We start from the raw sequence: 26,597 nt of genomic DNA on the forward strand, positions 1-26,597 counted from the left end.
TAGTACCCCGGCGGTGCCGGGTGGGGGAGATGCGCCGGATCCGTCCCGAACGGGCGGGGCCGCGTCGCGGCCCCGCCCGTTCGGGTGATGCGTCGGACGCCCTATGCGGCGAGCGGGAAGCCGCCCGTCCAGGAGATCTTCTCCTGCACGGCGAGGGTGAGCTGCAGGAAGCCGAGCGACTCGAGCTCGCGGGCGCGCTTCAGCGACCCGGCGTCGACGGCCTTCACGCCGCCGGCGCTGACGGCCGAGGCGAGCAGCGCCTTGGCGTCGGCGTCGTCGCCCGCGATGAGCACGGTGGTGGGCGCGTCGCCGACGGTCTTCGAGGCGAGCGTGCTCGCGAAGTTGGTGTTGAAGGCCTTGAGCACGCGCGATTGGGGGAGCGCTGCGGCGAGGTCGGCGGCGGCCGAGCCGTCGGCGTCGACCACGAGGCCGTCGAACGTGGCGAAGTCGAGCGGGTTCGTGATGTCGACGACGACCTTGCCGGCGAGCTGGTCGCCGCGCTCGGCGACGATCTGCGAGAGGGCGGGGTGCGGCACGGCCAGCACGACGATGTCGCCCGCGATGTCGGTGGTGGCGCGGTCGATGTACTCGACGGTCGTGCCGCCGTCGGTGAGCAGTCCGCCGATCGCCGTGCCCATGTTGCCGTTTCCGATGATGCTGACCGTGGTCATGTGGTTCTCCTCGTGGTGCCTGTGCGGCGGTTTACTTGTTGGAACAACTAAAAGACACGGTAGCACGATATTGGTTGTCATGACAACCAATGCGCTAGAATGGGGCCATGACCTCGACCCAGCCCTTCTCGTCGGCCGAAGCCACGGCATGGGCGAGGCTCGTCGCCGTGAGCGAACTGCTGCCGACCATGCTCGACGCCCAGCTCCTGCGCGACGTCGAGCTCACGCACTTCGAGTACCTCGTGCTGTCGGTGCTCGCGGCCTCGCCCGAGCAGACCAGCCGCATGACCAGGCTCGCCTCGCAGACCAACGCCACGCTTCCGCGGCTCTCGCATGTCGCCCGACGGCTCGAGCAGAAGCGGCTCCTCGAGCGCTTCCCGTGCCCGCAGGACAAGCGGGCGACGAACGCGCGCATCACCCCCGACGGTCTCGCCGTGCTCGAGCAGGCCGCGCCCGGCCATGTCGCGACCGTGCGCTCGAACGTGCTCGACGCCCTCGATCCCGCCGAGGTCGAGCAACTCGCGGCGATCACCGCGAGCATCCTCGCGCGGCTCGATCCCGAGGGGCGCCTGTCGGCGACGCAGTGCGATGCGGCCACGACGTCGGTCGAGGCATCCGCCCGCCCCTGACTCCTCGCCGGGGTCGCGGCCGATCGGCCGACTCTGCGACGCTGTATGCGAGCGGCCGGAACGGACCGGCCGTCGAGCAACGACGGAGACCATGACCTCGTCAGCATCGCAGCCACTGGCCAGAGTCGAGCGACCCCTGCATTCCGGATGGCGCGTGCGCGCGGCGTCCGGCCCCGTGCCCGACTCGATCGGCGGTGCGGCGATCCCTGCGGTCGTGCCCGGCGTCGTGCACCTCGACCTGCTGCGCGAGGGGCTGATCCCCGACCCGTACCTCGACGACCACGAGTCCGCGCTGGCCTGGATCGGCCTGGTCGACTGGACCTTCGAGACCACGTTCGAGCTGTCGGCAGGCGAACTCGCCGCGGCATCCGTCCACGAGCTCGTGTTCGACGGCCTCGACACCGTCGCGACCGTCTCGCTGAACGGCACGGTCGTCGCCGAGGTCGCGAACCAGCACCGCACGCACCGGATCGACGTCAGCTCGATCGTGCATGCGGGCGGCAACGACCTCGTCGTCGCGTTCCGCAGCCCGGTCAGGTACGCGAACGCTCGGAGCGTCGCGCTCGGAGCCCGGCCCCGCCCGTATCCGACGCCGTTCGACGCGATCCGCAAGTCGGCCTGCAGCTTCGGCTGGGACTGGGGCATCGCGACCGCGACGAGCGGCATCTGGCGCCCGGTGCGCCTCGAGTCGTGGTCGACGGCGCGCCTCGACGAGGTGCTCGTGCGGGCCGAGGTCGTCGGAGAGCGCAGCGTCGTCGTCGCCGAGGTCACGGTCGCGCGGGCGCCCGAGACCGAGGGCTCGCCGTTGCTCGTGTCGGTCGCGGTCGACGGCCCGGGCCTCGTCGAGATCCCCGCGGCCGTCGTCGAGGTGGTGGACGGCCGGGCGAGCCTGCGCCTCGAGCTGGCGGACGTCGAGCTCTGGTGGCCGATCGGCTACGGCGCGCAGCCGCGGTACGTCGTCGACGTGCGGCTTCATGCCGAGGGGGTGATCGACGCCACGCACCGCACCGTCGGGTTCCGCGAGCTGCGCTGGAACACCGAGCCGGATGCCGACGGCACCCCGTTCCAGCTCGTCGTGAACGGGCAGCCCGTCCTCGTGAAGGGCGTCAACTGGATCCCCGACGACGCGTTCCCGGTGCGCGTCGACCGCGCCAGGTATCGCACGCGGCTCCAGCAGGCGGCATCCGCGGGGCTCAACCTGATCCGCGTGTGGGGCGGAGGCGTCTACGAGGCCGACGACTTCTACGACCTCGCCGACGAGCTGGGCCTGCTCACCTGGCAGGACTTCCTGTTCGCGTGCTCCGCCTACGCCGAGGAGGAGCCGCTGCGCTCCGAGGTCGCCGCGGAGGCGCGCGACAACATCGTGCGGCTCGCGCATCACGCCTCCCTCGCGCTGCTCACGGGCAACAACGAGAACCTCTGGGGCTACGAGGACTGGGGCTGGAAGCTCGCGCTCGACGGCCGAACGTGGGGCGCGTACTACTACCACGAGCTGTTCCCCGGCCTCGTGGCCGAGCTCGCGCCGCAGGTGCCGTACGCGCCGGGCAGCCCGTTCAGCCCGAACGGCGAGCACCCGAATGCCGAGTCGCACGGCACGATGCACGTCTGGGACCTCTGGAACCAGCAGGACTGGCCCCACTACCGCGACCGCGTGCCGCGCTTCGTGGCCGAGTTCGGCTGGCAGGGTCCGCCAGCATGGTCCACGCTGACCCGGGCGATCAGCGACGACCCGCTGACGCCGGACTCGCCGGGCATGATCGTGCACCAGAAGGCCACCGACGGCAACGCGAAGCTCACCGCGGGCCTCGTGCGCCACTACCGGGTGCCGAACGACATCGAGACCTGGCACTGGGCCATGCAGCTCAACCAGGCGAACGCGATCTCGTGCGCCCTCGACCACTACCGGTCGCACTGGCCGACGACCGCGGGTGCCGTCGTCTGGCAGCTGAACGACTGCTGGCCCGTCACCTCGTGGGCCGCGATCGACGGCGACGGACACGCGAAGCCGCTGCTGCACGCGATCCGCTCCGCGTCCGCGCCGCGCGTCGTGACGATCCAGCCCCGGGGCGACGGGCTCGCCGCGATCGTCGGCAACGACACCGGCGAGGCCTGGTCGGGCGAGGTCGTCGTCGAGCGTCGCGGGTTCGACGGGTCGGTGGTCGCGCGCGCCGGGGCATCCGTCGAGGTGGTGGCCCGGTCGTCGGCGACCATCGCGATTCCGGCCGAGGTCGCCGAGGCGACGGATGCCGCGGGCGAGCTGCTCGTGGCCTCGATCGGCGACGTGCGCGGCCTCTGGTGGTTCGCCGAGCCGCGCGACAGCCGGCTCGCTGCGGCGGACCTGGCGGTCGTGGTCGGGGCGGTCGAGGTCGGGGCGGTCGAGGTCGGGGCGGGCGACCACGCGGCCCCCGGCGTCGTCGTGACCGTCACGGCGCGCGGCTCGGTCGTGCGCGACCTGACCCTGCTCGTCGACCGGCTCGACCCCCGGGCCTCGGTGGACTCGGGCCTCGTGACCCTGCTGCCGGGGGAGTCGTGGACCTTCGTGGTGTGCGGCGTCGACGCCCTCGACCCCGACGCCGTGGCCGATCCCCGCGTTCTGCGCAGCGGCAACCAGCTGGTCGCCGCCGCCGGCTGATCCGCGGTCGCGCGGCGACGAACGGCTTCCGTAACCCTTGACAGGGAATTGTGTTTGTTCCAAACTCAATTCACCACTTGCAAGGAGGCAGCGTGAAGATCGTCATCGTCGGAGCCGGAATCGGCGGACTGGCCACGGCCCTGAGTCTCGGGGCGGCGGGGTTCGACGACGTGACCGTCGTCGAGCGGGCAACCGAGCTGCGACCGCTGGGCGTCGGCATCAACCTGCTCCCGCACGCCGTGCGCGAGCTCACCGAGCTCGGGCTCGCCGACCGGGTCGGCTCGATCGGCGTCGCGCCGAGCCGGCTCTCGTACTTCAACCGCTTCGGGCAGCCGGTGTGGAGCGAACCCCGCGGGCTCGAGGCCGGCTACCACTGGCCGCAGCTCTCGGTGCACCGCGGCGAGTTCCAGCTGCTGCTGGCCGACGAGGTGCGCCGTCGCTTCGGCGCTGAGGCGATCCGAACGGGCTGGCGCGCCACGGGCGTCGAGCACGGCGTCCCGGGCGCCGACGGCGGCGTGTGCGAGCGTGTGCGGTTCACGGATGCCGCGGGCTCCGAGCTCGTGCTCGACGCCGACGTCGTGGTCGGCGCCGACGGCATCCACTCGGCCCTCCGTGCGCAGGAGCACCCGGGCGAGGGCGCACCGCCGTGGAACCGGCTCGTGCTCTGGCGGGGAACCGCGCTCGCGCCCACCTACCTCGACGGCCGCACGATGATCATGGCGGGCGACGCCGAGCAGAAGTTCGTCGCCTACCCGCTCGTCGCGCCCGGCGCCGAGGGCGGCATGACGCGGGTCAACTTCATCGCCGAGCGTCGAGCGCCGGAGGGCGTCGACGAGACCGCCGACTGGAACCACGCCGTCGACCCGGCGCCGATCGTCGAGCTCTTCGCCGACTGGGCCTTCGACTGGCTCGACGTGCCCGCGGTCATCGCGGCCGCCGACGAGATCCTCGAGTACCCGATGGTCGACCGGAACCCCCTCGAACGCTGGACCGTCGGACGCACCACCCTCATCGGCGACGCCGCGCATGCGCTCTACCCGAACGGCTCGAACGGCGCCTCGCAGGCGATCCTCGATGCCAGATCGCTCGCCTTCCACCTGGCGACCGCGGCCGACACGGGCATCGACGGCATCGAGGCCGCGCTCGCCGCGTACGAGGCCGATCGCCGGCCGATCACCACGAGGCTGTCGGCCATGACGCGCGAGCTCGGCCCGGAGCGCGTGATGCAGCTCGCGTACGAGCGCGCACCGCAGGGCTTCGCCGACGTCCATGACGTGATCCCCGAGGCCGAACTTCGGCAGATCGCCGACTCGTACAAGGTCGCGGCCGGGTTCCACCCCGACGTGCTCAACGAGCGGTCGTCGCTGACCGCGGCGGTGCGGCGGTGAGCGCTCGGGACGACACGCCGGGCGGGGGACCCGACGGCCTCGACGTCGCCCGCCTGAGCGGCCTGGTCTCGCCGCTGCGGCGGAGCCTGCTCCGCGCGGCGCGCGCGGCCGAGCACCTGCCCGAGATCCCCGACGCGCAGATCGAGGTGCTCCGCGCGCTCCCGGCCGGCACCACGCGCAGCCCCGTCGAGCTCGCCGACGACCTCAGCCTCAACCGCACGACCGTGAGCAACCTGCTGAAGTCGATGGAGGCCGCCGGGCTCGTCACGAGGGCGACGGATGCCGCAGACCGTCGCCGTGTCGAGGTGCGCGCCTCGGCCGAGGCGCACCGACTGCTCGGGCGGTTCGACGCCGCGAGCGCGAGCCTCGTCGGCGAGGCCCTCGCCGACCTCGAGCCGGCCGACGCGGCCGCCCTCGCCGCCGCGCTGCCCGCCCTCGAACGGCTGCGCGACACGCTGCATGTGCGCTCGCGGGCCGACCGCGGCATCCGCTCGACCGCCGAAGTCGTCGAAGAGGCACGCGCATGACGGGGGGATCGGATGCCGCTGGCGCCCCGGGTCGCGTCGAGCCGCCCGCGACCCGGCTCGTGAAGCTGTTCCGCGCCGAGGTGCTCGTCGACGGCATCGAGGACCACGGCGTGACGAGCGCCGGGCACCGGCGGGTCGTGCCGATCCTCGGCGGTCGCCTGAGCGACGGCATCGACGCCGAGGTGCTGCCCGGCGGCGCCGACTGGCAGGTCGTGCGCCCCGACGGCACGATCGAGATCGACACGCGCTACACGGCGCGCACCGCCGACGGCGACCTGCTGCACCTGCGAACCCACGGCATCCGCTCCGGCAGTGCCGAGGTGCTCGCGGCGCTCGGGCGCGGCGAGGTCGTGCCGCCCGAGCGGTACACGTTCCGGCTGCACGTCGAGGTCGAGGCATCGGCCCCCGCGCTGGCGCACCTGCAGCGCTCGCTCATCGTCGGCGCCGCCGCGCGCGGTCCCCGGCAGGTCGTCTACGACGCCTACGCGGTCGACTGAGGGGCGCCGAACCAGGCCTGCAGGCGGTCGTCGAGGTCGCGCTGGTCGTCGCCGATCCACGCGACGTGCCCGTCGGGCCGCAGCAGGGCCGCCGGCGCGTCGAGTTCGGCGTCGGCGTCGGCCACCAGGTCGACCCGGTCGGTCCACCGGGTCGTTGAGAACTCGCCCGTGCGGTCGAGCAGCAGGCCGCGGCCCTCGTGCATGCGGTCGTAGAGGCGCCCCGTTGAGAGGCGGATGTCGCGCAGCCGACGACCGAGCAGCGCGGGTCCGTCGCCGAGGTCGTAGCGGAGGCCGATCGAGGTGACCTTCTCGGCGAGGAACCGGCTGACGTCCTCGAAGTCCATGAGCTCGGTCAGCAGTCGCCGCACGGCGAGCGGACCCGGCTCGGGCAGCAGCAGCTCGCTCTGCGCGCGCGTGAGGGTCAGCACGTCCTCGGCGACCGGATGCCGCTCGCTGAAGTAGCTGTCGAGCAGGCCCACCGGCGCCCACCCGTCGACCTCGGCGGCGAGCTTCCAGCCGAGGTTGAACGCGTCCTGGATGCCGAGGTTGAGCCCCTGGCCGCCGAGCGGCGGGTGCACGTGCGCCGCGTCGCCGGCGAGCAGGATGCGGCCCGCCCGGTAGCGCTCGGCGAGCCGGGTGGCGTCGCTGAACCTCGTCAGCGAGCGCGGCGAGTGCACGCCGAAGTCCGTGCCGGCGTAGGCCAGCAGCTGCGTGCGGAACTCCTCGAGGGTGGGCGGCACCGTGCGATCCTCGGCGACGGATGCCGCGGGCACGACAGCGCGGTGCAGCCCGTCGCCCGCGGGCCCGATGCCGAACCCGCGATGCGTCTTGCGCACCTCCTCCGAGATCCCGGCGATCTCGTCGGGCGATGCCGTCACGCGGACCTCGCCGAGCAGCCACTCGGTCGTCGCGGGCTCTCCGGGGAACGCGATGCCGAGTCGCCGCCGGGTCAGGCTGCGCCCGCCGTCGCAGCCGACGAGCCACCGCGCGCGCAGCCGGCCGCCGTCGGCGAGGTCGACGTCGACGCCCGAGCCGTCCTGCGAGAACCCCGTCACCTCGCTGCCGCGACGCACCTCGGCGCCGAGTTCGACGGCGCGCTCGGCGAGCAGGCGATCGGTGACCGGCTGGGGGATGCCGAGCACGTACGCGTGCTCGCTGTCGAGGTCGGCGGGGGCCGGTGCGTCGATGCCCGCGAAGCGGCCGACGCCGGCCGGATACCTCGTGCCGTGCTCGAGGAAGCGGTCGAGCAGTCCTCGCTGGTCGAGGATCTCGATGCTGCGCGCGTGCAGTCCGAGCGAGCGCACGGCCGGGTTCGGCACCGCGTCGCGCTCGAGCACGAGCACGTCGACGTCGTGCAGCCGCAGCTCGGCGGCCAGCATCATGCCCGTCGGCCCGCCGCCGCTGATGATCACGTCGTGCATGTGCGCTCCGCTCCCGGGATCTTCCGTCTTCTAGGATTCCGAATCGTGCCGTTCCGACGCGATCGGCACGCCGGGCCCGACGAGCACGCGCCACACCCAGTCCGCGGCCGTCTCGATGCTCGGGCGCGGGTCGAGTTCGAGCCAGGCCTGGATGACGGACATGCACGACCCGGCGATGCCGGCCGCCACGATGTCGATCGGCAGGCCCTCGAAGGCCGTGGTGCCCGAGGAGATCACGCCGGCGCGAGCCTGCGCCTCGAAGCGGGCGCGGATGCGGGCGACGACGATGGGGGAGCCGCGCGAGCCGAGCAGGCGACGGTAGAGGTCGGCGTCGGCATCGAAGTGCTGCAGGAACGCGATCATCGACGCCGGCAGGTGCGACGGGACGTCGGTCGGGGTGTCGAGCCCCTCGACGGCCTCGATCTCCGCGGCCTCGATGGCGTCGGCGAGCAGCACCTGGCGATCGTCGTAGTGCTGGTAGAAGCTCGAGCGGTTGACCCCGGCATGCTCGGTGATCTCGGCGACCGTGGCGTCGTCGAAGCGTCCGTCGCGCGCGAGCGTGAGTGCGGCCTGCTGCAGCACGCGCTTGGTGCGCTCGACGCGCGCATCGACGCGCTCGTCGCTCGATTCGCTCACCTCGGCATTCTCGCACCCGCTCGTCGCCGAATCCGTGATTTCGCCGACAATTGTCGGATATCCGACAGATGTTGTTTAGGCTGGAGGTGTCCCGTCCGGAGTCGCACGGTGTTGTGCAGCATCCCGACGGACCGACGGATGCCGCAGCCCCGAGACATCCGGCGTACTCCCGCTTCGACCGATCCGGCCGGACAGAAAGAAGGAAGCATCATGGCGCTGACCGCCAACTCCACCATCGCCGAATGGCTCGCCGACCCCGCGGGCAAGGCGGCGCTCCAGGGACTCGTCAGCCAGGGCGGCGGCTCGACCGACCAGCTCGCACCGATCGCGAGCCTCCCCCTGCAGCAGCTCGTCGTCATGAGCCAGGGCCAGATGCCCCAGGCCGCCGTCGACGAGCTCGTCAAGGCCGTGAACGGCGGCGTCATCCCCGAAGACGCCGAGTCCACCGCCTGGAAGGAGCAGGTCACGCAGGGCCGCTTCGCCGGCAAGACGGTCATCGTCACCGGCGCCGCGTCCGGCATCGGCCGAGCCACCGCGAGCCGTGTCGCCCGAGAGGGCGGCCGCGTCGTCGCCGTCGACATCTCGGCCGAGAAGCTCGACGAGTTCGCGGCATCCGTGCCCGGCGCCGAGATCGTGACCGTCGCCGGCGACATCACCAAGCAGGAGTCGATCGACGCGATCGTCGCCGCCGCGGGCGACGAGATCTGGGGCCTCGCCAACGTCGCCGGCATCAACGACGACTTCTCGCCGATCCACGAGACGCCCGACGCCATCTGGGACAAGGTCATCGCGGTCAACGTGACCGGCACGTTCAAGCTCACGCGCGCCGTCGTGCCGTTCATGCTCGAGGCCGGCAAGGGCTCGATCGTCAACGTCGCGAGCGAGGCGGGCCTGCGCGGCAACGCGTCGGGCAACGCCTACACCGCGTCCAAGCACGCGGTCGTCGGCCTGACCAAGTCGGCCGCCTTCATGTACGCGCTGCAGGGCGTGCGCGTGAACGCCGTCGCACCCGGCGGCGTCGCCACCGGCATCCCGTTCCCCCCGCACGTGTCCGAGGTCGGCTCGGCCCGCCTCGCGCCGTTCCAGGGTGCGATCCCGTCGGTCGCGACCGCCGAGGCGCTCGCCGCCTCGATCACCTTCCTGCTCAGCGAGGACGCCGTGAACATCAACGGCGCGATCCTCGCCTCCGACGGCGGCTGGTCGGTGCAGTAACCCGGACAGTCGTCTCGCTTCACGGCGAGCGGGGGCGGGGCGGATGCTGCGGCATCCGCCCCGCCCTTTCGCGTACCCGCCCGCCCGCCCGCCCGCACGCGCCCGCCCGCACGCGCCAGCGCGGCTCTCACGCGTCGATGCTTGTGTTGACGTCAACACTGCCGATATGTTGACGTCAACACCTGCTGAGGGGTGGCCCGCGCGCGCACCCGCAGCATTCACCGCAACGAAGGGAACCGCAGACGATGACGTCTCGGACACGCCTCGCGATCGCCATGGCGGCGGCGACGACGGCACTCGCACTGGCGACCACCTCGGTCGCGGCGGCCGCACCGCCGACCACGACCGATCCACCCGAGTACACCGCGTACCCGGCGGTCTCGGATCCGGGCGCGAGCGCCTCCGGGTACTTCCAGCCGTACTGGTTCGACGACACGGGCACCCACATCCAGGCCCACGGCGGGCAGATCGTGACCGCCGAGGAAGACGGCAGAACCGTCTACTACTGGTACGGCGAGGATCGCTCGAACGACTACTACGACAGCCCGGGCGTCGCCGTCTACAAGTCGTACGACAGCCTGAACTGGGAGAACCAGGGCGTCGCCCTGCGCTCGGTCAGCTCGAAGGACCAGCTGCTCGGCGGCTACTTCGACGACCTCTACGACACCGTGGGCGACGACGGCACCGTGAACGCGTCGACGGTCAACGAGCTGTACTACCACCTCAACGTCGAGAACACCGCGAGCGACGGCTCCGCCCAGCTGAACGCGATCTTCGAACGCCCGAAGGTGCTCTACAACGAGCAGACCGGCAAGTGGGTCATGTGGTGGCACTCCGACGGCAGCATCACGCCCGGCGGCAGCAGCTACGCCCGATCGCTCGCGGCCGTCGCGGTCTCGGACAGCCCCACCGGCCCCTTCAAGCTCCAGGGCGCCTACCGCCTCTACAACGAGCCGACGTACAAGACGGCGTGCAACCAGTCCGGCGCGGTGCCGGGCGGTGCTCGCGACATGACCGTGTTCCAGGATGACGACGGCACGGCGTACATCGTCTACTCCTCCGAGGAGAACCGCTCGCTGTACATCGCCAAGCTCGATGCGGACTACACGAACCTCGAGCACACGACGACGACCGACTCGGTCGGCTTCCAGTTCTCGGCTGACGGGCAGTACCCGGTGATCTTCGCCGACGGGTCGGCGAACGCGCCGGTCGCCGGCGCCGACTACGCGATCGTCGAGCGCTGCGGCCTGCTCGAGGCGCCCGCGACGTTCGAGCACGACGGGAAGTACTACATGGTCGCCTCCGGAGCCACCGGCTGGGGGCCCAACCCGCAGACCTACTACACGGCCGACTCGATGCTCGGCTCGTGGATCCGCGGCGTCGAGTCCGACGACGCGTACGAGAACGTGCAGTACAACCAGATCCCCGAGGGCGGTGACGGCCTGCTCTCGATCGGCGACGCGCGCAAGACGAGCTTCGGCTCGCAGTCGACGAACGTCTTCGCGCTCGACGCCGGTGCCGGCGAGTTCGTGTACATGGGCGACCGCTGGAACGCCGGCGCCGCGAACTCGACCTACGTCTGGCTGCCGATGACCTTCGGCGAGAACGGCCGCCTCGAGATGCGCAACCCGTCGGCGGAGTCCGCGGAGTGGAAGGACGGCTGGACCGCCGAGTACTGGCGGAGCCACGGCGGCGGCGGCCTGAGGTGGAGCGTCGTCGACGACGGCCTTCCCGAGACCGCGCGCACGAACGTCGACCTCGGCGACGTGCTGCCCTCCGACGTCACCGTCCGCGCCGGCGGCGTCGACCGCGAGGTCGGCGTCACCTGGAACCGCGACGTCTTCACCGCGACGGGTGCGCAGCGCCTGACCGGCACGCTCGACGCCGATGACGAGTTCGCAGCCGGGCGTACCTTCACGCGCACGATCGACGTCGTCGGCTACGGCGAGTTCAACATCGCGCCGCAGTCGACGGTGACCGTGTCGAGCCGTCCCGAGCTGGCCTCCGCCCTCACCGACGGGTCGAACGCCAAGGGCTGGGACGACTGGTCCTCCACGGGCACGCACCCGAAATCGAGCTGGCTCGCGTTCGCGTGGAACGAGCCGCGCGTGCTCGACCGCCTCGTCCTGAACACCTACAAGGACGGCACGGCGAGCTGGCCGTCGAAGGTCGGCGTGAGCTACCGCGACCCGAGCGGCACCTGGGTCGACGGCCGCGTCTCGGTCGACGTCGCGCAGGATGCCTCGGGCCCGGCGCCCGTCGTCGAGCTCGACCTGAGCTCGCTGCCCGTCGTCTCGCAGCTCCGCGTCGACCTGCGCACGACCGTCAACGTCTGGCAGGCCGTCACCGAGGTCGAGATCCAGGGCTACGCGCCGTCGGATGTCGCGGTGCCCACCGGGCTCTCGGTCGACGGCGACCCGATCGCCGGGTTCGAACCCGACGTGCACGACTACACGGTGCCGTTCGCTGGATCGGGCTACCCCGAGGTCACGGTCGAGACGGCCGGAGGCGCCGAGGCGACCGTCGAGGCCGACGTCGACCAGGCGAGCGCCTCGCGCCCGTGGGCGAGCGTCGCCGTGCGTGCGCTCGACGGTTCGACCGTCGCGGCTGCGCAGGGCTACCGGGTCTCGTTCCGGGCGCCCTCGACCGATGCGAGCCTCAGCGGCATCAGCATCGACGGCACGACGCTCGGCGGGTTCTCGTCGACGAAGACCGAGTACGCCGACCTCCCGATCCGCACGGGTCAGGTGCCGGTCGTCGCGGCAACGTCGACGAACGCGGGCGCGAAGGTCGTCGTCGGCGAGTTCGCCGGCAACCGGGTCGTGGTGAAGGTCACCGCCGAAGACGGCAGCGTGCGCACGTACACGCTCGGGTTCGTCGTCGATGACCGTTCCCGCAACGCGTCCCTCACGGGCATCACCGTCAACGGCGCCGCCGTGGCCGGCTTCACGCCGAACACGACCTCGTACACGGTCGACGTCGGCGACTGGGGCACGGTTCCCGAGGTCGGGGCCGCGGTCGCCGACGCGACCTCGAAGGTGACGGTGTCCTCCGATCTCGCGAAGGCCGTCATCACCGTGCAGGCCGAGCATCCCGACTTCGCCAGGACCTACACGGTCGCGTTCACGGCCTCCGGCGCCTGCCCGGCCGTGGCCGCGCCGTGGCGTTCGACGAGCTGGGGCACGGCGGGCGCGGTCTGCCAGGCCGACGGCGGCGCGTTCCGGGTGACCGACTCGAACGTCGGCGCGTGGACGAACAAGGACACGCTCACGCACGCCTGGCAGCCGGAGCGGCTCGCCGTCGGCGGCGCGATCGAGACGACGGTCGCCGGCATCCAGCGGGGCAGCAACAGCGACCCGCGTGCCGGCCTCATCGTGCGCAACGACCTCAGCGCCACCGGGCGCGCCTCGGCTGCCGGGTACGCGATCCTCGTGGCGAGCGCCACGGGCGCGTACCTGCAGAACGACGCGAACGGCAACGGCTACATCGACGCGGAGACCACCAAGGTCACCGGGGCCGCGGTGCCGGTGCAGCTGCGACTGGAGCGCACGAGCGCGACGACCCTCACGGGCTCGTACCGCCACGACGACTCCGAGGCGTGGAAGGCCGTCGGCACGGTCACCCTCGCGCGTCCGGACGCGAAGCTCGACGCGGGCGTGTACGCCACCGGCAACAACGGCGCGGGCGCCTCGACGGCCACGTTCGTCGGCACGCACTTCTCCGACGACCTCGCCGAGGTCGACGCGGTCGAGGGCACGACGGTCGCCTTCACGGCGCCCGTCCTGCCGGCAACGGTCACCGCACGCCAGTACGACGGCGTCGAGCGCAGCCTCGCCGTCGCGTGGGATGACATCGACCCGGCCTCGTACGCCGCGGTCGGCGAGTTCGCCGTGCACGGCACTGTCACCGGAACCGCGCTGCGGGCCACCGCGAACGTCACCGTGACGCCGCTCGATGCGGCGACCGCGGTGCCGGCCGTCGGCGTGCTCGAGCACGACAACGGCTGGGACACGGGGCTCCGCGACGGCGCGTACAACGTCACGATGAACCTGTGGTGGGGGCAGAACGCCTCGATCTTCCGGCTCTTCGAGAACGGCGTGCTCATGTCGGAGACCCCGCTCGCCTACAAGGGGCTCACCGCGCAGAAGGCCGTGGTACCGATCGCCGGCAAGGCGAACGGAACCTACGTCTACACGGGCGAGCTCGTGAACGGCACGGGCGTGACGGCGACCAAGCCGGTCACGGTGACCGTTCGCGATGCGAGCCCTGGCACGCCGGCGCTGAGCCACGACAATCACGACAAGGACGGCGCGTTCACCGTGACCGCCGACCTGTGGTGGGGCACGAACGCGACGTCGTACGAGTTCTTCGAGAACGGCGTGCGGGTCGGCGCAGGCGAGCTGAACGCGGCGACGCCGGCGGCGCAGCGCGCAAAGCTGCCCGTCACCGGCAAGGCGCCGGGAACGTACGAGTACACCGTCACGTTCACGAACGCCGCCGGCTCGACCACGAGCGCGGCGCTGAAGGTGACCGTCGCGAAGTAGCGGACGCCTGATCGGGGCAGGTCGGATGCCGCGGCATCCGACCTGCCCTTCCGCGTGCGGCCGTGGCTCGACGGCGCGGCCGACCGTGCGCCCGGCGACGCGCTGCGGCATCCGCCATGGTCCTTTCGGGCAGGCGGACGCACGTAAACTTGCCCGACGATGGATGAGCAGCCGACCCCGCCCACGCCCGAGATCCCCGCAGCCTGGTACCCCGACCCCTCGGGTGGCGATGGGCAGCGATGGTGGGACGGCACCGCGTGGACCGAGCACGTGCATCCTGCGGCTCCGGCTGTCGCGGCGACCGCCGGCCAGCCCGATGAGGGTGCCGCGCCCCCAGCGAAGCGGTCGCGACGGGGACTCGTCATCGGGCTCATCGCGGGCGGCACTGCCGTCGTGCTCGTCGCCGGAACGGTCATCGGCCTGAACGTGGCCGGGGTGTTCGGCGGCGACGACCTGACCACGGTCGGCGGCTACGACTACGCGGCGCCGATGCTCGACCTGGAGCGCGACCACGAATTCGAGTTCCGCGCCGCCTACGACCTCGAGGCGAAGGCGAGCGAAGTCGGGGCGGAGGAGTTCGACACCGACTTCGCCTTCGAGGTGTTCACGGACGCCGCGCTCAGCAAGCACGCGCCGACCATGGTGAATCAGTGGAACGACACGGTCACCATCTCCGCGCAAGAGGACTCCGAGGCACGGTACGCCGACAGCGACGCGTTCGACGGCCGCGAAGCGGAGAGCCCGCGCATCCGAGACGTCGGCGAGGCCTATGGCGCCTGGGGCCTGAACGCCACCTACTACCTCGTGCAGCACCTCGACGAGCAGGGCGCCGAACTCGAGCGCCCGCGTGTCACCCCGTTCACCGTGCAGCACGAGCTCGAGGCGCCGACCGTGACCTTCGCCACCGACGGCGGCACGGGCAACCTCAGTGTCGCCTGGCAGGCGGTCGAGGGAGCGAGCAGCTACCTCGTCGTGGCGTCGTCGACCAACGGCAACACGCGGGAGATCTCCGTCGTCGGCGAGACCGACGGCGAGACGACCTGGTCGACCACCGATGCCGTGTTCGACATGAACGAGGGCAGCAAGGCGACCTGGGCGATCGAGCAGAACGTCGGTCTGCAGCTCTTCGACCGCAGTGCCGACGAGCTCGAGAACGACGCCACGGCGTACCAGATGGCCGAGCTGCTGCGCAGCGCCGAGTTCGATCTCGGCGTGATCGCGACCGACGGCACGTCGTACTCGCCGTACATCTCGTACGACGGGCTCTCGGTGGCCGGCGACCTGCCGTTCACGCGCGCCGAGGGCGCCACCGACGAGCTCTACCCCGACCGCATCGTCGGCGTCGCGAACCTGCAGTCCGTGCCGACGAAGTTCGCGTTCACCTCGCTGGACGGGGCCACGCGCCAGAGCGTCGCGTACGCCGACCCCGCCGCGGTCGTCGAGTACCCCGATTACTCCGCCGTCGGCATCCGCGGCAAGGGCACCGACCTCGGCATGTGGCTGAACCTCGAGCCCGGAGTCGACGTCGCGGCCGAGATCGCCGCGTTCAACGCGCGCGCTGAGGCCGAGGCGCCGACCACCGGTGGCGGCGTCGAGCTCGTCTCCGCCCCGGTCGACGAGATGATCGACCAGTTCGAGCCGTCGACGACGGCTCCGGCGACCGACCTGCCCATCGTCGCGAGCAACGACTTCACGCGCTACCTCGCCGCGAACCTCATCGACCGCCAACAGGCGATCGATGTCTCGGCGTACGTCGGCGCGCCCGGCATGCCCTCGCTCGACGACGCACTGCAGGAGGCCACGGGGCAGAACCCCTACGTGGTCGGCGTCGACGGCTACGGTGCGAGCGAAGACATCCTCTACGTGACCTACACGGCCGCTGCCGACGACCTCGCCGCGAACCGCGACGCGACGCATGCGAAGGCGCAGGAGGTGGTCGCCGAGGTGATCACCGACGGCATGGGCGACGCCGAGAAGGTCACTGCGCTGAACGACTGGATCACGGCGAACGCGGAGTACGACTACGAGGCGCTCGCCGCGAAGGAGGCCCTCGGCTCCGTCCCCGGCGCGGAGGCGGCGGCCTGGCAGGCCTCCGGCGCGTTGGTCGACGGCTCTGCGGTGTGCGCCGGATACGCGTACGCGTTCGAGGCGCTGGCCCTCGAGGCCGGGCTCGACGCGGTGGTGGTCAGCGGAGATGTCACGGCCGGCGGTCGCCACGCATGGAACAAGGTGAAGGTCGACGGCCGGTGGCTCGCGGTCGACACCACCTGGAACGACGATGCGATGGCGAACCAGTTCCTCATGATCACCGACGCGGAGTTCACCGGGCCGGCCGAGCGCACCGAGGACATCTTCTGGATGCAGGACTCGCGCATCGGCGACTACGCGGCGAAGTAGCGCACGGGCGGATGCCGCGGCATCCGCCCGGCGCGTCGTCGCCGTTCGCTACTGTCGAGAGCGTGAACCCCAGGCCGAGCGAGCGCGACGACGAGGTCGACCTGCTCATCGACGCCTGGTCGCGCCGCCTGCCCGACGCCGACCTGTCGCCGCTCGACGTGATGTCGCGCCTGCGACGCGCCGCCAACCGGCTCGCGAAGCTGCGGGCTGCGGCGTTCAAGGACGCCGGCCTCGCGTCGTGGGAGTTCGACGTGCTCGCCGCCCTGCGCCGACAGGACGAGCCGCACGAGCTGAGCCCCGCACACCTCATCGCCGCCACCATGATCGGCAGCGCCGCGATGACGAACCGGCTCGACAACCTCGCGGTCCGCGGCCTCGTGGAACGCCGCCCCAATCCGCGCGACGGGCGCAGCGTGCTCGTGCGCCTGACCGCGGAGGGCACCATCCGCGTCGACGAGGCCATGCGGGGCCTCGTCGCGCGCGAGGGCGTCGAGCTCGAGGCGCTCACGCGCGACGAGCAGGCCACGCTCGCACGGCTGCTGCGCCGTCTCGCCGACGATCCGGAATGACCGGGCCGGCGCCGACTTCCCCCTTCGCCGCCGAACCGACGACAATGGGGTGTGATGCAGGAGGAACGGGCGATGACTGACCAGACGGATGCCACGACGGGCGATCGTGCCGTGGCCGCGCGCGCGAGCCGATCGCCCGCGCCGGCGCACGAGCACGTGCATGCGGCCGAGGGGTGCCCCGAGTGCTTCATCGAACTGCAGCCCGACGGGGAGTGGTGGAAGGCGCGGCCGGAGGGCTCGCGACTCGTCGGCCTCGTCGTGTCACGCCCCGACATGCCGTCGGTCACCGAGCAGCGCGACGGCCTCGCCGCGTTCGGGGTCGCGATCTTCGACTTCCGGCACCCGGCGCCCGAGAGCGTCGAGAACTGGGAGCAGCGCCTCGAGCGGTTCTTCGGCACGCTCCGTTCGGGCGACGTGCTCGTCGTCGCGAACCAGCACGCGCTCGGCCGCACCGTCGACGAGGAGACCCGAACGATCGCGGCCCTCCGTCGTCGCGGCATCGTCGTCAAGGTGCTGAGCCACGGGGCCCGCCACCTCGCCGACGCCGAGGCCTGATCTCCCGCGGAGCGCCAGCGCAACATGGCCGGTACCCACGCGTAATACGCCACCGATAGCGTGTGCGCACCGGACGGCCCACGACGTGGCCTCTGCGATGAAGGAGAGCTGATGACATCCCGACCCCTTCCCGACACCCGACGACGACGGCTCGTCGCGCTCGCCCTGCCCGGCCTGCTCGCGGCAGCCCTCCTCACGACGGCCCCGGCCGCGGCCGCATCCGCCGACGAGCCGATCGACGGTGCGCGCACCTCGGGCGACCCGATGTTCCCGAACGTCGGCAACGGCGGCTACGACGCACTCGACTACGACGTGTCGATCGCGTGGACCCCGAACGCCACGCAGTCCGGTTCGACGATCGCCGGCACGATCCAGGCCACCAGCACGATGACGGCCACCGCGTCGCAGCCGCTCAAGAGCTTCTCGCTCGACTTCGAGGGTCTCGAGGTGGACTCCGTCGTCGTCGACGGCGTCCCGGCCGCCTGGACGCGCGAGGTCGACCCCGCCGCGATCGAGTACAAGCTCATCGTCACGCCGACGACCCCCGTGAGCGGCGACTTCACGGTGAGCGTGGCCTACCACGGGGCTCCCAGCTCGCACACCGACCTCGACGGCTCCTCCGAGGGCTGGAACCGCACCGCCGACGGCGCGACCATGCTCGGCCAGCCGATCGGCTCGATGGCGGGCTACCCCCACAACAACACGCCGGCCGACAAGGCCACCTACACGTTCACCCTCGACATCCCGACGACCCTGAACACCGTCGCCGGCACCGCCCCCGGCACGGCGGCTGCGGTGAGCAACGGCGAGCTCGTGTCGAAGACCGCGTCGCCCGACGGCACGCGCACGACCTGGGTGTGGGAGCAGACGAAGCAGATGGCGTCGGAGCTCGCGGTGGTCTCGATCGGCCGCTACGACGTGATCGAGTCGCAGGTCCAGCTCAGCGACGGCAGCACGATCCCGTCGTGGTCGTTCATGGACTCGGCGCTCTCGGCGGCGAACAAGAACACCATCCGCACGCGCGAGGCGCAGCTCGGCACGATCATCCGCAACCTCGAGACGTTCTACGGGCCGTACCCGGGCAAGAGCACCGGCATGATCATCGACACCGTGCCGAGCGGCATCAACTACGCCCTCGAGACGCAGGACCGCTCGTTCTTCCCCTCCGCCGGCTCGGTCGGCGGCAACACGCTCATCCACGAGCTCGTGCACCAGTGGTACGGCGACAACGTGTCGCCGGTGACCTGGACCGACATCTGGATCGGCGAGGGCATGGCCACGTGGGGGCCGGCGTTCTACAACACGACCGAGGGCGTCGGCACCGGCGCGACGCCGACCGAGACCACGTACTTCAACTCGTGGAACAACTCCGCGCCGACGAGCGCCAACTGGTCGACCGCGCCCGGCGCCCAGACCGACTCGGGCAACCTCTACGGATACCAGACCTACACGCGCGGCGCGCAGTTCTGGGCCGCACTGCGAGTGGCGATCGGCGACGAGGCGTTCTTCCAGCTCATCGAGCAGTGGCAGGTCCGCTACTCGGGCCAGAGCCGCACGGGCGCCGACCTGAAGGCGCTCGCCGAGGAGCTCTCCGGACGCGACCTGACCGCCTTCTACACCGACTGGATCCTCGAGACGGGCAAGCCGGCCTGGCCTGAGAAGCTCACGGTGTCGCTCGCCGGCGCCCCGGCGACGGGCACGGTCCGCGCCGGTGACGTGGTCACCTACACGCTGAGCGCGACGAACACCGGCCGGGTGCCGCTCGCGACCTCGGTCGTGACGGTCGACCTCACGGGCGTGCTCGGCCAGGCGACGATCGATCCGGCCTCGCTGCCGGCCGGCGTCACGCTCGACGGTTCGACCCTGACCTGGGCGGTGCCCGCCACGGCGGTCGGCGCACCGGCGGCGACGGTCTCGTTCGGCGCGACCGTCTCGGCGGCCGCGGCGGGGGGCCCGCTCACGGCGACGGCGAGGGTCGCGACCCTCGGCGGCACGTGCACGGACTGCACCGCGACGCTCGACGTCGCCCGCGACGCCGAGCGCCCGACCGCGAAGCTCGTCACTCCGACGACGGCGGGGCCGTTCCCATCGCTCGCGGTGCGGGTCGACGCGACCGACAACGCCGGCTTGCGGCGCATCGTCGCCAACGTCTACAAGGGCACGACGCTCGTGAAGAGCACGCAGACGGCCGTCGAAGGCGGGGCGAAGAGCGGCACCCACACGGCGACCGTGCAGCTGCCCGACGGCGACTACACGGTGAAGTACAACTCGCAGGACCTCATCGGCAACATCTCGGCAACCTCGACGTTCGCGTTCACGATCGACGCGACGAAGCCGACGGTCACGGTCAAGGACGGCGCCTCGTTCACCGTGGCGACGGGCGGGTCGTACGACCTCGTGAGCTACAAGCTCTTCGACGCCGGCAAGGTCGATCGGGTCGTGATCAACGGGGTGGTCAAGGACCTGTCCGACAACCAGTGGTCCGACGTGAACTTCCTCAAGCCCGGTGTCTTCGGCGCGGTGAAGGGGCAGAACACGATGGTGGTCCACGACGTCGCCGGCAACGCGCAGACCGTGGTGTTCACGCTGAACTAGCGCGGCGCACCGCACGGTGGAAACGATGAGGCCCCTCCAGCAGGAGGGGCCTCATCGCGTCTGACGTGGCGCGCTGGACTCGAGACGGCGCCGGCGCGCCTACTCGACCGGCGACGCGAGTGCGGCGGCGAGGCTCTCGCGAACGATCGCGAGGCCGCGCATCAGCTCGTCTTCGGTGATCGTGAGCGCGGGCAGGAACTTCAGCACCTCGTCGTGGGCGCCTGAGGTCTCGATCACGAGACCGCGCGTGAACGCCTGCTTCGAGATGCGGGCCGCGAGCCCGCGGTCGGCGTCGCACGCGAGGCCGTACATGAGTCCGCGACCGCGCACCACGAAGCCGAGCTCGGGGTTCTCGGCGGCGATCTGCTCGAGCTCGGTGCGCAGCAGCGCCGACGTCGTCGCGACGCCGTCGACGAACGCGGTGTCGGCCCAGTAGTTCTCGAGGGCCGCGCGCGCGGAGACGAACGCGAGGTTGTTGCCCCGGAAGGTGCCGGTGTGGGCGCCGGGCTTCCAGACGTCGACCTCTGGGCGCAGCAGCACGAGCGACATCGGCAGGCCCGAGCCCGAGATCGACTTCGACACGGTCACGATGTCGGGGACGATGCCCGACTCCTCGAAGGCGAAGAACGCACCGGTGCGGCCGACGCCCGCCTGGATCTCGTCGAGGATCAGGAGGATGCCGCGCTCGGCCGTGATCGCACGAAGCCGCTGCAGCCAGGCGGCGCTCGCGACGTTGATGCCGCCCTCGCCCTGCACGGCCTCGACGATGACGGCGGCGGGCAGGTCGACGCCCGAGCCCGGGTCGTCGAGCATCTTCTCGAGCAGGTCGAGGGTGTCGACGTCGGCCCCGAGGTAGCCGTCGTACGGAAGGCGGGTGATGTTGTCGAGCGTGATGCCCGCGGCACCGCGGTAGTGGCTGTTGCCGGTGGCGGCGAGGGCGCCGATGCTGAGACCGTGGAACGCGTTCGTGAACGCCACGACGTTGGTGCGGCCGGTCGCCTGGCGCGCGACCTTGAGGGCGGCCTCGACGGCGTTCGCCCCGGTCGGGCCGGTGAACTGCAGCTTGTGGTCGAGCCCGCGCGGTTCGAGCACGAGGCGCTCGAACGCCTCGATGAACGCCTTCTTGGCCGAGGTGGCCATGTCGAGCCCGTGGATGATGCCGTCGCGCTCGAGGTACTCGACGAGAGCACGCGTGAAGAGCGGGTTGTTGTGCCCGTAGTTGAGCACGCCGGCGCCGGCGAAGAAGTCGAGGTACTCGCGGCCGTCTTCGCCCACCAGGGTCGAGCCGACGGCGCGATCGAACACGACCGGGAAGGCGCGCACGTAGCCGCGCACCTCGGATTCACGGCGGTCGAAGACTTCGAGTGCGTCGCTCATGGCAGGCAGGACCTCTTTCTGTTCGGCGTCGGCGGTGAGAGAAGCCTAAGCCTCTTGGCTGGGCGTCGACGCCGAGGCATCCGTCGCCCGCGCAGCGGTCGTCGCGCCCGCGCCCGCCTCGACGAGGCACGCCTCGAGCGCGACCCACGAGAGCATCGCGCACTTCACGCGCATGACGTACTTCGAGACGCCGTGGAACGCGATCGCGTCGCCGAGCAGGTCTTCATCGGGTTCGCCGGCGCCCTGCGAGCGCAGCATGGCGCGGAACCCGTCGATGAGCTCGCGCACGTGCGACGTGTCGGAGCCGACCACGAGCTCGGTGAGGGCCGAGGCCGACGCCATCGAGATGCTGCATCCGTCGCCCTCCCAGCCGAGGGCCTCGACCGTGGTGCCGGATGCGTCGAGGCGGATGCCGAGCGTGATCTCGTCGCCGCACGTGGGGTTCAGTTCGTGATGCGAGGCCTGCGGGTCGGCGAGTGCGCCGTCGCCGACGCGACGCTTGGAGTGGTCGAGGATCAGCTCCTGGTAGAGCCCGGACAGGTCGCTCATGCGTCGGCTCCGAAGAACGCGCGCACCTCGGCGAGGGCGGCCGTGAAGCGGCGCACCTCGTCGGCGGTCGTGTAGACGTACGCGCTCGCGCGGGTCGTGGCCCGCAGCCCGAGCCGGCGGTGCAGCGGTTGCGCGCAGTGGTGCCCGACGCGCACGGCGATGCCCCGCGAGTCGAGGAACTGGCCCACGTCGTGCGCGTGCACGCCGGGCACGTCGACGCTCGCGAGGGCGCCGCGCTCGACGCCGGCCCCGCTGCCGACCAGGCGGATGCCGGGAATGCGCGAGACCTCGTCGACGAGCAGCGCTGCGAGTTCGACCTCGTGCTCGTGCACGCGGCGCATGTCGAGCCGCTCGAGGTAGCGCACGGCCTCGGCGAGGGCGACCGCCTGCGACACGGGCTGGGTGCCGGCCTCGAACCGTTGCGGCGACGGCAGGAACTGGGCGGACTCCATGGTCACGGTCGTGATCGTCGAGCCGCCCGTGCGGGCCGGCGGCAGCGCGTCGAGCAGGTGCTCGCGGCCGTAGAGCACGCCGATGCCGTTCGGGCCGAGCATCTTGTGCGCCGAGAAGGCGGCGAAGTCCACGCCGAGCGCGGCGAAGTCCGTGGGGCGGTGCGGCACCGACTGGCACGCGTCGAGCAGCACGAGCGCGCCGTGGCGGTGGGCGAGTTCGACCACGTCGGTCACCGGCGCGATGTGGCCCGTCACGTTCGAGACGTGCGCGAACGCCACGAGCCTCGTCTTCGGGCCGATGACGGACGCCGCGTCGTCGGCGTTCCACGTGCCGTCGTCGTGCACCGCGACGAACCGCAGGGTCGCCCCCGTCTTCGCGGCGAGGCGCTGCCACGGGATGAGGTCGGCGTGGTGCTCGGCCTCGGTCACCACGATCTCGTCGCCCACGCCGAGCCGGAACACGTCGGCCTCCGGGCCGCCGAGGCCGGCCGCGGCATCCGCCATGCCGAGCGCGACGATGTTGATCGCGTCGGTCGCGTTCTCGGCCCAGACGATCTCGCGCTCGCCGGCGCCGACGAACGCGGCGACCGTGGCGCGCGCGCCCTCGAAGGCCGTCGTCGAGGTGCCCACGAGTGTGGAGGCGCCGCGGTGCACGGCCGCGTTCGCATGCGCGAGGAACGCGCGTTCGGCGTCGAGCACCTGCACGGGGCGTTGGGCCGTCGCGCCCGAGTCGAGGTACGCGAGCGGGAAGCCGTTGAGCTCCTGTGCGAGGTACGGGAAGTCGCTCCGGATGCTCGCGAGGTCGAGCGGCTGCGGCTGCCGGGTCTGCGTCTGGGGGTCGGGGTTCACGTGTTCTCCTGCGCCCGGCGCACGCGACGGTTCGCGCGCGGCGGCACCCCTCCAGTCTGACGCACTTCCGCTGGGAGGCGGCCGTCGCGGGCCAGATCGTCACCCGCGATCGCGTCCACCTCGCGCGGGTCCCGATGCGCTGCGCTCCTCGACCGGCGGTCGCAGCTGCGCCAGGCGGGCCTCGACGGCCGGGCGGAACGCATCGGCCCAGATGCGGTACCCGCGGTCGTTCGGGTGGAACAGGTCGCCCGCGAACTGCGTCGTGACGCCCCACATGCCCTGGCGGTTCGTGCGGGCGAAGAGCGGGACGACGGTGAGCCCACGTTCGGCGGCCGCCGCTCGCAGCAGGCGGTTCGCGGCGCGCACCCTCGCCTGCGCTGGCGGGAAGTAGAAGCTCGGCAGGTCGGCCACGATCGCGTGGTCGGGCAGCGCCGCGAACAGCTCGCGCACCTCGCGGTCGAACCGCACGGGGTCGAAGTCCGCGATGTCGTTGGCGCCGATGCAGACGGTGAGCACATCGGGCGCGAGCCGGGCGAGCACCGGCAGCTCGGAGTCGAGGGCGATGCCCAGCGTCGCCCCCGAGATGCCGAGGTTCACGGTCCTGACACGCCGAGCGGATGCCGCGGCCATCGCCCGCGCGACGAATCCCACGTAGCTGTGGCCGGGCCGGCTCGCCCCGATGCCCTGGGCCGCCGAGTCGCCGATGGCGACGTAGAGCAGCTCGCCTGGGCCGGCGCGCTGCTCGCGCCAGTACGCCGAGTTCACCGGGATCGCCTCGGCCAGTGCGATCCTCCAGTGGTGCTGGCGCCGCGCGAGCCACCTCCACCAGAGGGCGACGGCAGCGACGACGGCGATCAGGAGGCCGGCGGCGACCGATCGGCCGCGACGCGTCGACCCGTGCGCCTGTCCCACGCGCGCCTACTCGGCCGACGGCAGGCCGACCGCGTCGGGCCGCGCCCAGTCGAGCACGCGCAGCGCCCGCAGCGTGTTCCACGGGCTCGGATCGCCGGCCGGGGCGTCGATCGCGAAGAACACCGCGCCGTTCCACGGGTCGCCGGCGGCCCACCGGCCGTCGGCGCGGCGGTGCTCGAGCAGCAGGTCGACGGCGGGCCCGATGCGCGGGTCGGGCTCCGAGCCGGCGGCGAGGCTCGCGGCCCGGAAGTGGTCGAGCGAACGCAGCACGTCGTACACCCAGTACGGCGGGAAGATGAAGTTCTCGTACCGCTCGCGCACGATGCCGCCGGTCGACTTGCGCCGGTAGAGGTTGCGTTCGAGCAGGTACTCCTCGCCGCGGTGGCGGGCCTCGATCACCGTGGAATCGGTCGCTTCGCCGACGGCCTGCTCGTAGGCCAGCAGTCCCTCGAGCACGCAGAGCGTCGAGTCGAACGAGGAGCGGCTCGACTCCTCGGGCGGTTCGCAGTTCCACCCGCCGTCGTCGAGCTGCCCGTCGAGCAGCAGCCCGATCATGCGGTCGGCGCCATCGCCGAGCACCCCGAAGGTCGCGGATGCCGCGAGCACGCCGCCGTTCACGCACGCCTCGACCTCGCCGTCGAAGAACGACAGCCGCTCGTCGAAGTCGCGGAACTCGACGCCCTCTCGAACGCGGTCGATCGCGGTGCGCACGGCCGCGGCATCCGGATCGACCCCGAAGAAGCGGAGCGCCTGGAGGGTCCACATCACGCTGCGGCGATCGCCGTTCTGGCCGTACTCCTCGCCGCCCCAGTACCCGTCGGCCGTCTGCAGGTCGAGCAGCCTGGCGCCGTGCCCCTCGACGGCGACGCGGGAGCGCTCGGCCGCGACGACGTCGTCTGACTCGCCCGTCAGGTCGCGCATGACCTGCCAGCGCACGGAGGGATCGGACTCGAGCAGCCATTCGATGACATCGACGCGTTCCATGCGTTCCATGCTGTCGGGTGCGGATGCCGCTGCCAAGGGCTTGCGGCGGCAGACTCGGATCATGCTGCATTCGCTCGACCTGCCCGTCGTCCTCGACACGCGCGCCGGGACCGTGCGCCTCCGGCGTGCGACCGCCGCCGATCTCGACGGGCTCATGACCCTGCTCTCGGACGATCCGATCAGCGCGTCGCGCGGCGACGTGGCGTCTGGCGAGGACGCCCCGGCGTACGCCCGCGCACTCGCCGAGATCGTCGACGACCCCGCCAACGAGCTGCTCGTGGCGGTCGACGACGCAGACCGGATCGTCGGCACGATGCAGCTCACGCGCATTCCGGGCATGGCGCGGCGCGGCTCGACGCGGCTGCTCGTCGAGGCGGTGCGGGTGCGCAGCGACCTGCGCTCGGCGGGCATCGGGGGAGCGATGATGCGCTGGGTGATCGAGGTCGCGGCGCCCGCACTCGGGTCGAGCCTCGTGCAGCTGACCTCGGATGCCGCGCGCACCGGCGCGCACCGCTTCTACGAGCGGCTCGGCTTCGCCGCCTCGCACGTGGGATTCAAGTATCGAGTGCCAGGCGCATGAGCACCCGGGGGAACCCGTTGAGCACCGACGTGGTGTCGGCCGCCTTACGGAACCCCGCCTTCTGGAAGAGCCTGCGCGTGCCGACGTACGCCATGGTCAGGTCGACCTTCTCGCCCTCGTTGTCGACCGGGTAGCCCTCGATCGCCGGGGCGCCGCGCTCGCGGGCGAACTCGACGGCGCCCTCGAGCAGGCGATGCGAGATGCCCTCGCCGCGGTGGCCGGGGCGCACGCGGATGCACCACACCGACCAGACGTCGAGGTCGTCGACGTGCGGGATCCTGCGGTTGCGGGCGAAGCTCGTGTCGGCCCGCGGATGCACGGCCGCCCACCCGACGACCTCGTCGCCGTCGTAGGCGAGCACGCCCGGCGGGGGATCTTCTGCACAGAGCTCGCGCACGCGCTCGCCGCGGGCCGTGCCGGAGAGCGCGAGATTCTCTTTGGAGGGCACCCGATAGCTCAGGCAGAAGCACACGTTGGCATCGGGCCGCTTGGGCCCCACCATCGTGGCGACGTCGTCGAACACGGATGCCGGTCGCACCTCGATCCCCATGGGGCCACGATGCCACCGCCGACCGACATCCGGTAGAGCGACGAAGGATGGAGACCGCGAGGGGGTGTGTG

21 protein-coding genes are annotated in these 26,597 nt (G+C 71.7%); 12 read left to right on the forward strand and 9 right to left on the reverse strand.

The window, feature by feature from the left end; genetic code table 11:
• Positions 1-101: 101 nt before the first annotated feature.
• On the reverse strand, positions 102-671 hold the full coding sequence (locus tag ABIC29_RS02710) for an NADPH-dependent F420 reductase (RefSeq protein WP_116080732.1): 570 nt from the start codon (positions 669-671) through the stop codon (positions 102-104).
• Positions 672-778: 107 nt separating this feature from the next.
• Here ABIC29_RS02710 and ABIC29_RS02715 point away from each other — a divergent pair, with 107 nt between their 5' ends.
• The 5 genes from ABIC29_RS02715 to ABIC29_RS02735 all read left to right on the forward strand — a co-directional run bounded on the left by ABIC29_RS02715 (position 779) and on the right by ABIC29_RS02735 (position 6,344).
• Positions 779-1,300 (forward strand): MarR family winged helix-turn-helix transcriptional regulator, encoded by a 522-nt coding sequence (locus ABIC29_RS02715; protein ID WP_354242480.1) that lies wholly within the window; start codon positions 779-781, stop codon positions 1,298-1,300.
• 91 nt (positions 1,301-1,391) lie between these two features.
• Positions 1,392-3,932 carry a glycoside hydrolase family 2 protein gene (locus ABIC29_RS02720; RefSeq protein WP_354242482.1) on the forward strand — a complete coding sequence of 847 codons (2,541 nt, stop codon included), beginning with the start codon at positions 1,392-1,394 and terminating at the stop codon, positions 3,930-3,932.
• 92 nt (positions 3,933-4,024) lie between these two features.
• A complete protein-coding gene (locus ABIC29_RS02725; protein WP_354242484.1) occupies positions 4,025-5,320 on the forward strand; it encodes a flavin-dependent oxidoreductase in 1,296 nt (431 codons plus the stop codon).
• On the forward strand, positions 5,317-5,847 hold the full coding sequence (locus ABIC29_RS02730; protein WP_354242487.1) for a MarR family winged helix-turn-helix transcriptional regulator: 531 nt from the start codon (positions 5,317-5,319) through the stop codon (positions 5,845-5,847). Before ABIC29_RS02725 ends, ABIC29_RS02730 begins: the two co-directional genes overlap by 4 nt.
• Positions 5,844-6,344: a DUF3237 domain-containing protein gene (locus tag ABIC29_RS02735; RefSeq protein ID WP_354242490.1), complete on the forward strand. Its 501-nt coding sequence runs from the start codon at positions 5,844-5,846 to the stop codon at positions 6,342-6,344. Before ABIC29_RS02730 ends, ABIC29_RS02735 begins: the two co-directional genes overlap by 4 nt.
• Here ABIC29_RS02735 and rox read toward each other — a convergent pair.
• Together rox and ABIC29_RS02745 are read right to left on the reverse strand one after the other, a co-directional pair.
• Entirely contained in the window at positions 6,329-7,765 is a 1,437-nt protein-coding gene (rox, locus tag ABIC29_RS02740) for a rifampin monooxygenase (RefSeq protein ID WP_354242493.1), read from the reverse strand. The two genes, ABIC29_RS02735 and rox, sit on opposite strands and share 16 nt — an antisense overlap.
• A gap of 30 nt (positions 7,766-7,795) precedes the next feature.
• Positions 7,796-8,401, reverse strand: coding sequence for a TetR/AcrR family transcriptional regulator (locus ABIC29_RS02745; RefSeq protein ID WP_354242496.1), 606 nt, complete (start codon positions 8,399-8,401; stop codon positions 7,796-7,798).
• 210 nt (positions 8,402-8,611) lie between these two features.
• On the opposite strand from ABIC29_RS02745, the gene ABIC29_RS02750 reads away from it, so the two are divergent.
• The 6 genes from ABIC29_RS02750 (at position 8,612) to ABIC29_RS02775 (ending at position 20,273) form a co-directional block, all read left to right on the forward strand.
• Positions 8,612-9,613: an SDR family NAD(P)-dependent oxidoreductase gene (locus ABIC29_RS02750; RefSeq protein WP_116080739.1), complete on the forward strand. Its 1,002-nt coding sequence runs from the start codon at positions 8,612-8,614 to the stop codon at positions 9,611-9,613.
• Between the two features lie 245 nt (positions 9,614-9,858).
• Positions 9,859-14,157 (forward strand): family 43 glycosylhydrolase, encoded by a 4,299-nt coding sequence (locus tag ABIC29_RS02755; protein WP_354242499.1) that lies wholly within the window; start codon positions 9,859-9,861, stop codon positions 14,155-14,157.
• Between the two features lie 159 nt (positions 14,158-14,316).
• Positions 14,317-16,554 carry a DUF2510 domain-containing protein gene (locus ABIC29_RS02760; protein WP_354242502.1) on the forward strand — a complete coding sequence of 746 codons (2,238 nt, stop codon included), beginning with the start codon at positions 14,317-14,319 and terminating at the stop codon, positions 16,552-16,554.
• A gap of 62 nt (positions 16,555-16,616) precedes the next feature.
• Positions 16,617-17,123, forward strand: coding sequence for a MarR family winged helix-turn-helix transcriptional regulator (locus tag ABIC29_RS02765; RefSeq protein ID WP_354242505.1), 507 nt, complete (start codon positions 16,617-16,619; stop codon positions 17,121-17,123).
• A 72-nt stretch (positions 17,124-17,195) separates the two neighbouring features.
• Positions 17,196-17,678, forward strand: coding sequence for a recombinase family protein (locus tag ABIC29_RS02770; protein ID WP_354242508.1), 483 nt, complete (start codon positions 17,196-17,198; stop codon positions 17,676-17,678).
• A gap of 111 nt (positions 17,679-17,789) precedes the next feature.
• Complete coding sequence (locus tag ABIC29_RS02775; protein WP_354242511.1) at positions 17,790-20,273, forward strand: M1 family aminopeptidase; 2,484 nt, start codon at positions 17,790-17,792, stop codon at positions 20,271-20,273.
• Positions 20,274-20,372: 99 nt separating this feature from the next.
• Here ABIC29_RS02775 and ectB read toward each other — a convergent pair whose 3' ends face one another.
• The 5 genes from ectB to ABIC29_RS02800 form a co-directional block, all read right to left on the reverse strand.
• A complete protein-coding gene (gene ectB, locus ABIC29_RS02780; RefSeq protein ID WP_354242514.1) occupies positions 20,373-21,650 on the reverse strand; it encodes a diaminobutyrate--2-oxoglutarate transaminase in 1,278 nt (425 codons plus the stop codon).
• 45 nt (positions 21,651-21,695) lie between these two features.
• Entirely contained in the window at positions 21,696-22,199 is a 504-nt protein-coding gene (gene sufU / locus ABIC29_RS02785) for a Fe-S cluster assembly sulfur transfer protein SufU (RefSeq protein WP_354242516.1), read from the reverse strand.
• Complete coding sequence (locus ABIC29_RS02790) at positions 22,196-23,500, reverse strand: SufS family cysteine desulfurase (protein WP_354242519.1); 1,305 nt, start codon at positions 23,498-23,500, stop codon at positions 22,196-22,198. Before ABIC29_RS02790 ends, sufU begins: the two co-directional genes overlap by 4 nt.
• 99 nt (positions 23,501-23,599) lie before the next feature.
• A complete protein-coding gene (locus ABIC29_RS02795; RefSeq protein WP_354242521.1) occupies positions 23,600-24,412 on the reverse strand; it encodes an SGNH/GDSL hydrolase family protein in 813 nt (270 codons plus the stop codon).
• Between the two features lie 6 nt (positions 24,413-24,418).
• A complete protein-coding gene (locus ABIC29_RS02800; protein WP_354242524.1) occupies positions 24,419-25,396 on the reverse strand; it encodes a prenyltransferase/squalene oxidase repeat-containing protein in 978 nt (325 codons plus the stop codon).
• Between the two features lie 61 nt (positions 25,397-25,457).
• Here ABIC29_RS02800 and ABIC29_RS02805 point away from each other — a divergent pair, with 61 nt between their 5' ends.
• The gene (locus ABIC29_RS02805) at positions 25,458-25,976 is read left to right on the forward strand and encodes a GNAT family N-acetyltransferase (protein WP_354242526.1); all 519 of its coding nucleotides are present in this window, start codon (positions 25,458-25,460) and stop codon (positions 25,974-25,976) included.
• Here ABIC29_RS02805 and ABIC29_RS02810 read toward each other — a convergent pair.
• Positions 25,951-26,526, reverse strand: coding sequence for a GNAT family N-acetyltransferase (locus tag ABIC29_RS02810; RefSeq protein ID WP_354242529.1), 576 nt, complete (start codon positions 26,524-26,526; stop codon positions 25,951-25,953). The two genes, ABIC29_RS02805 and ABIC29_RS02810, sit on opposite strands and share 26 nt — an antisense overlap.
• Positions 26,527-26,597 lie beyond the last annotated feature (71 nt).

The organism is Agromyces sp. PvR057, from assembly GCF_040547485.1.
GTDB lineage: Bacteria > Actinomycetota > Actinomycetes > Actinomycetales > Microbacteriaceae > Agromyces.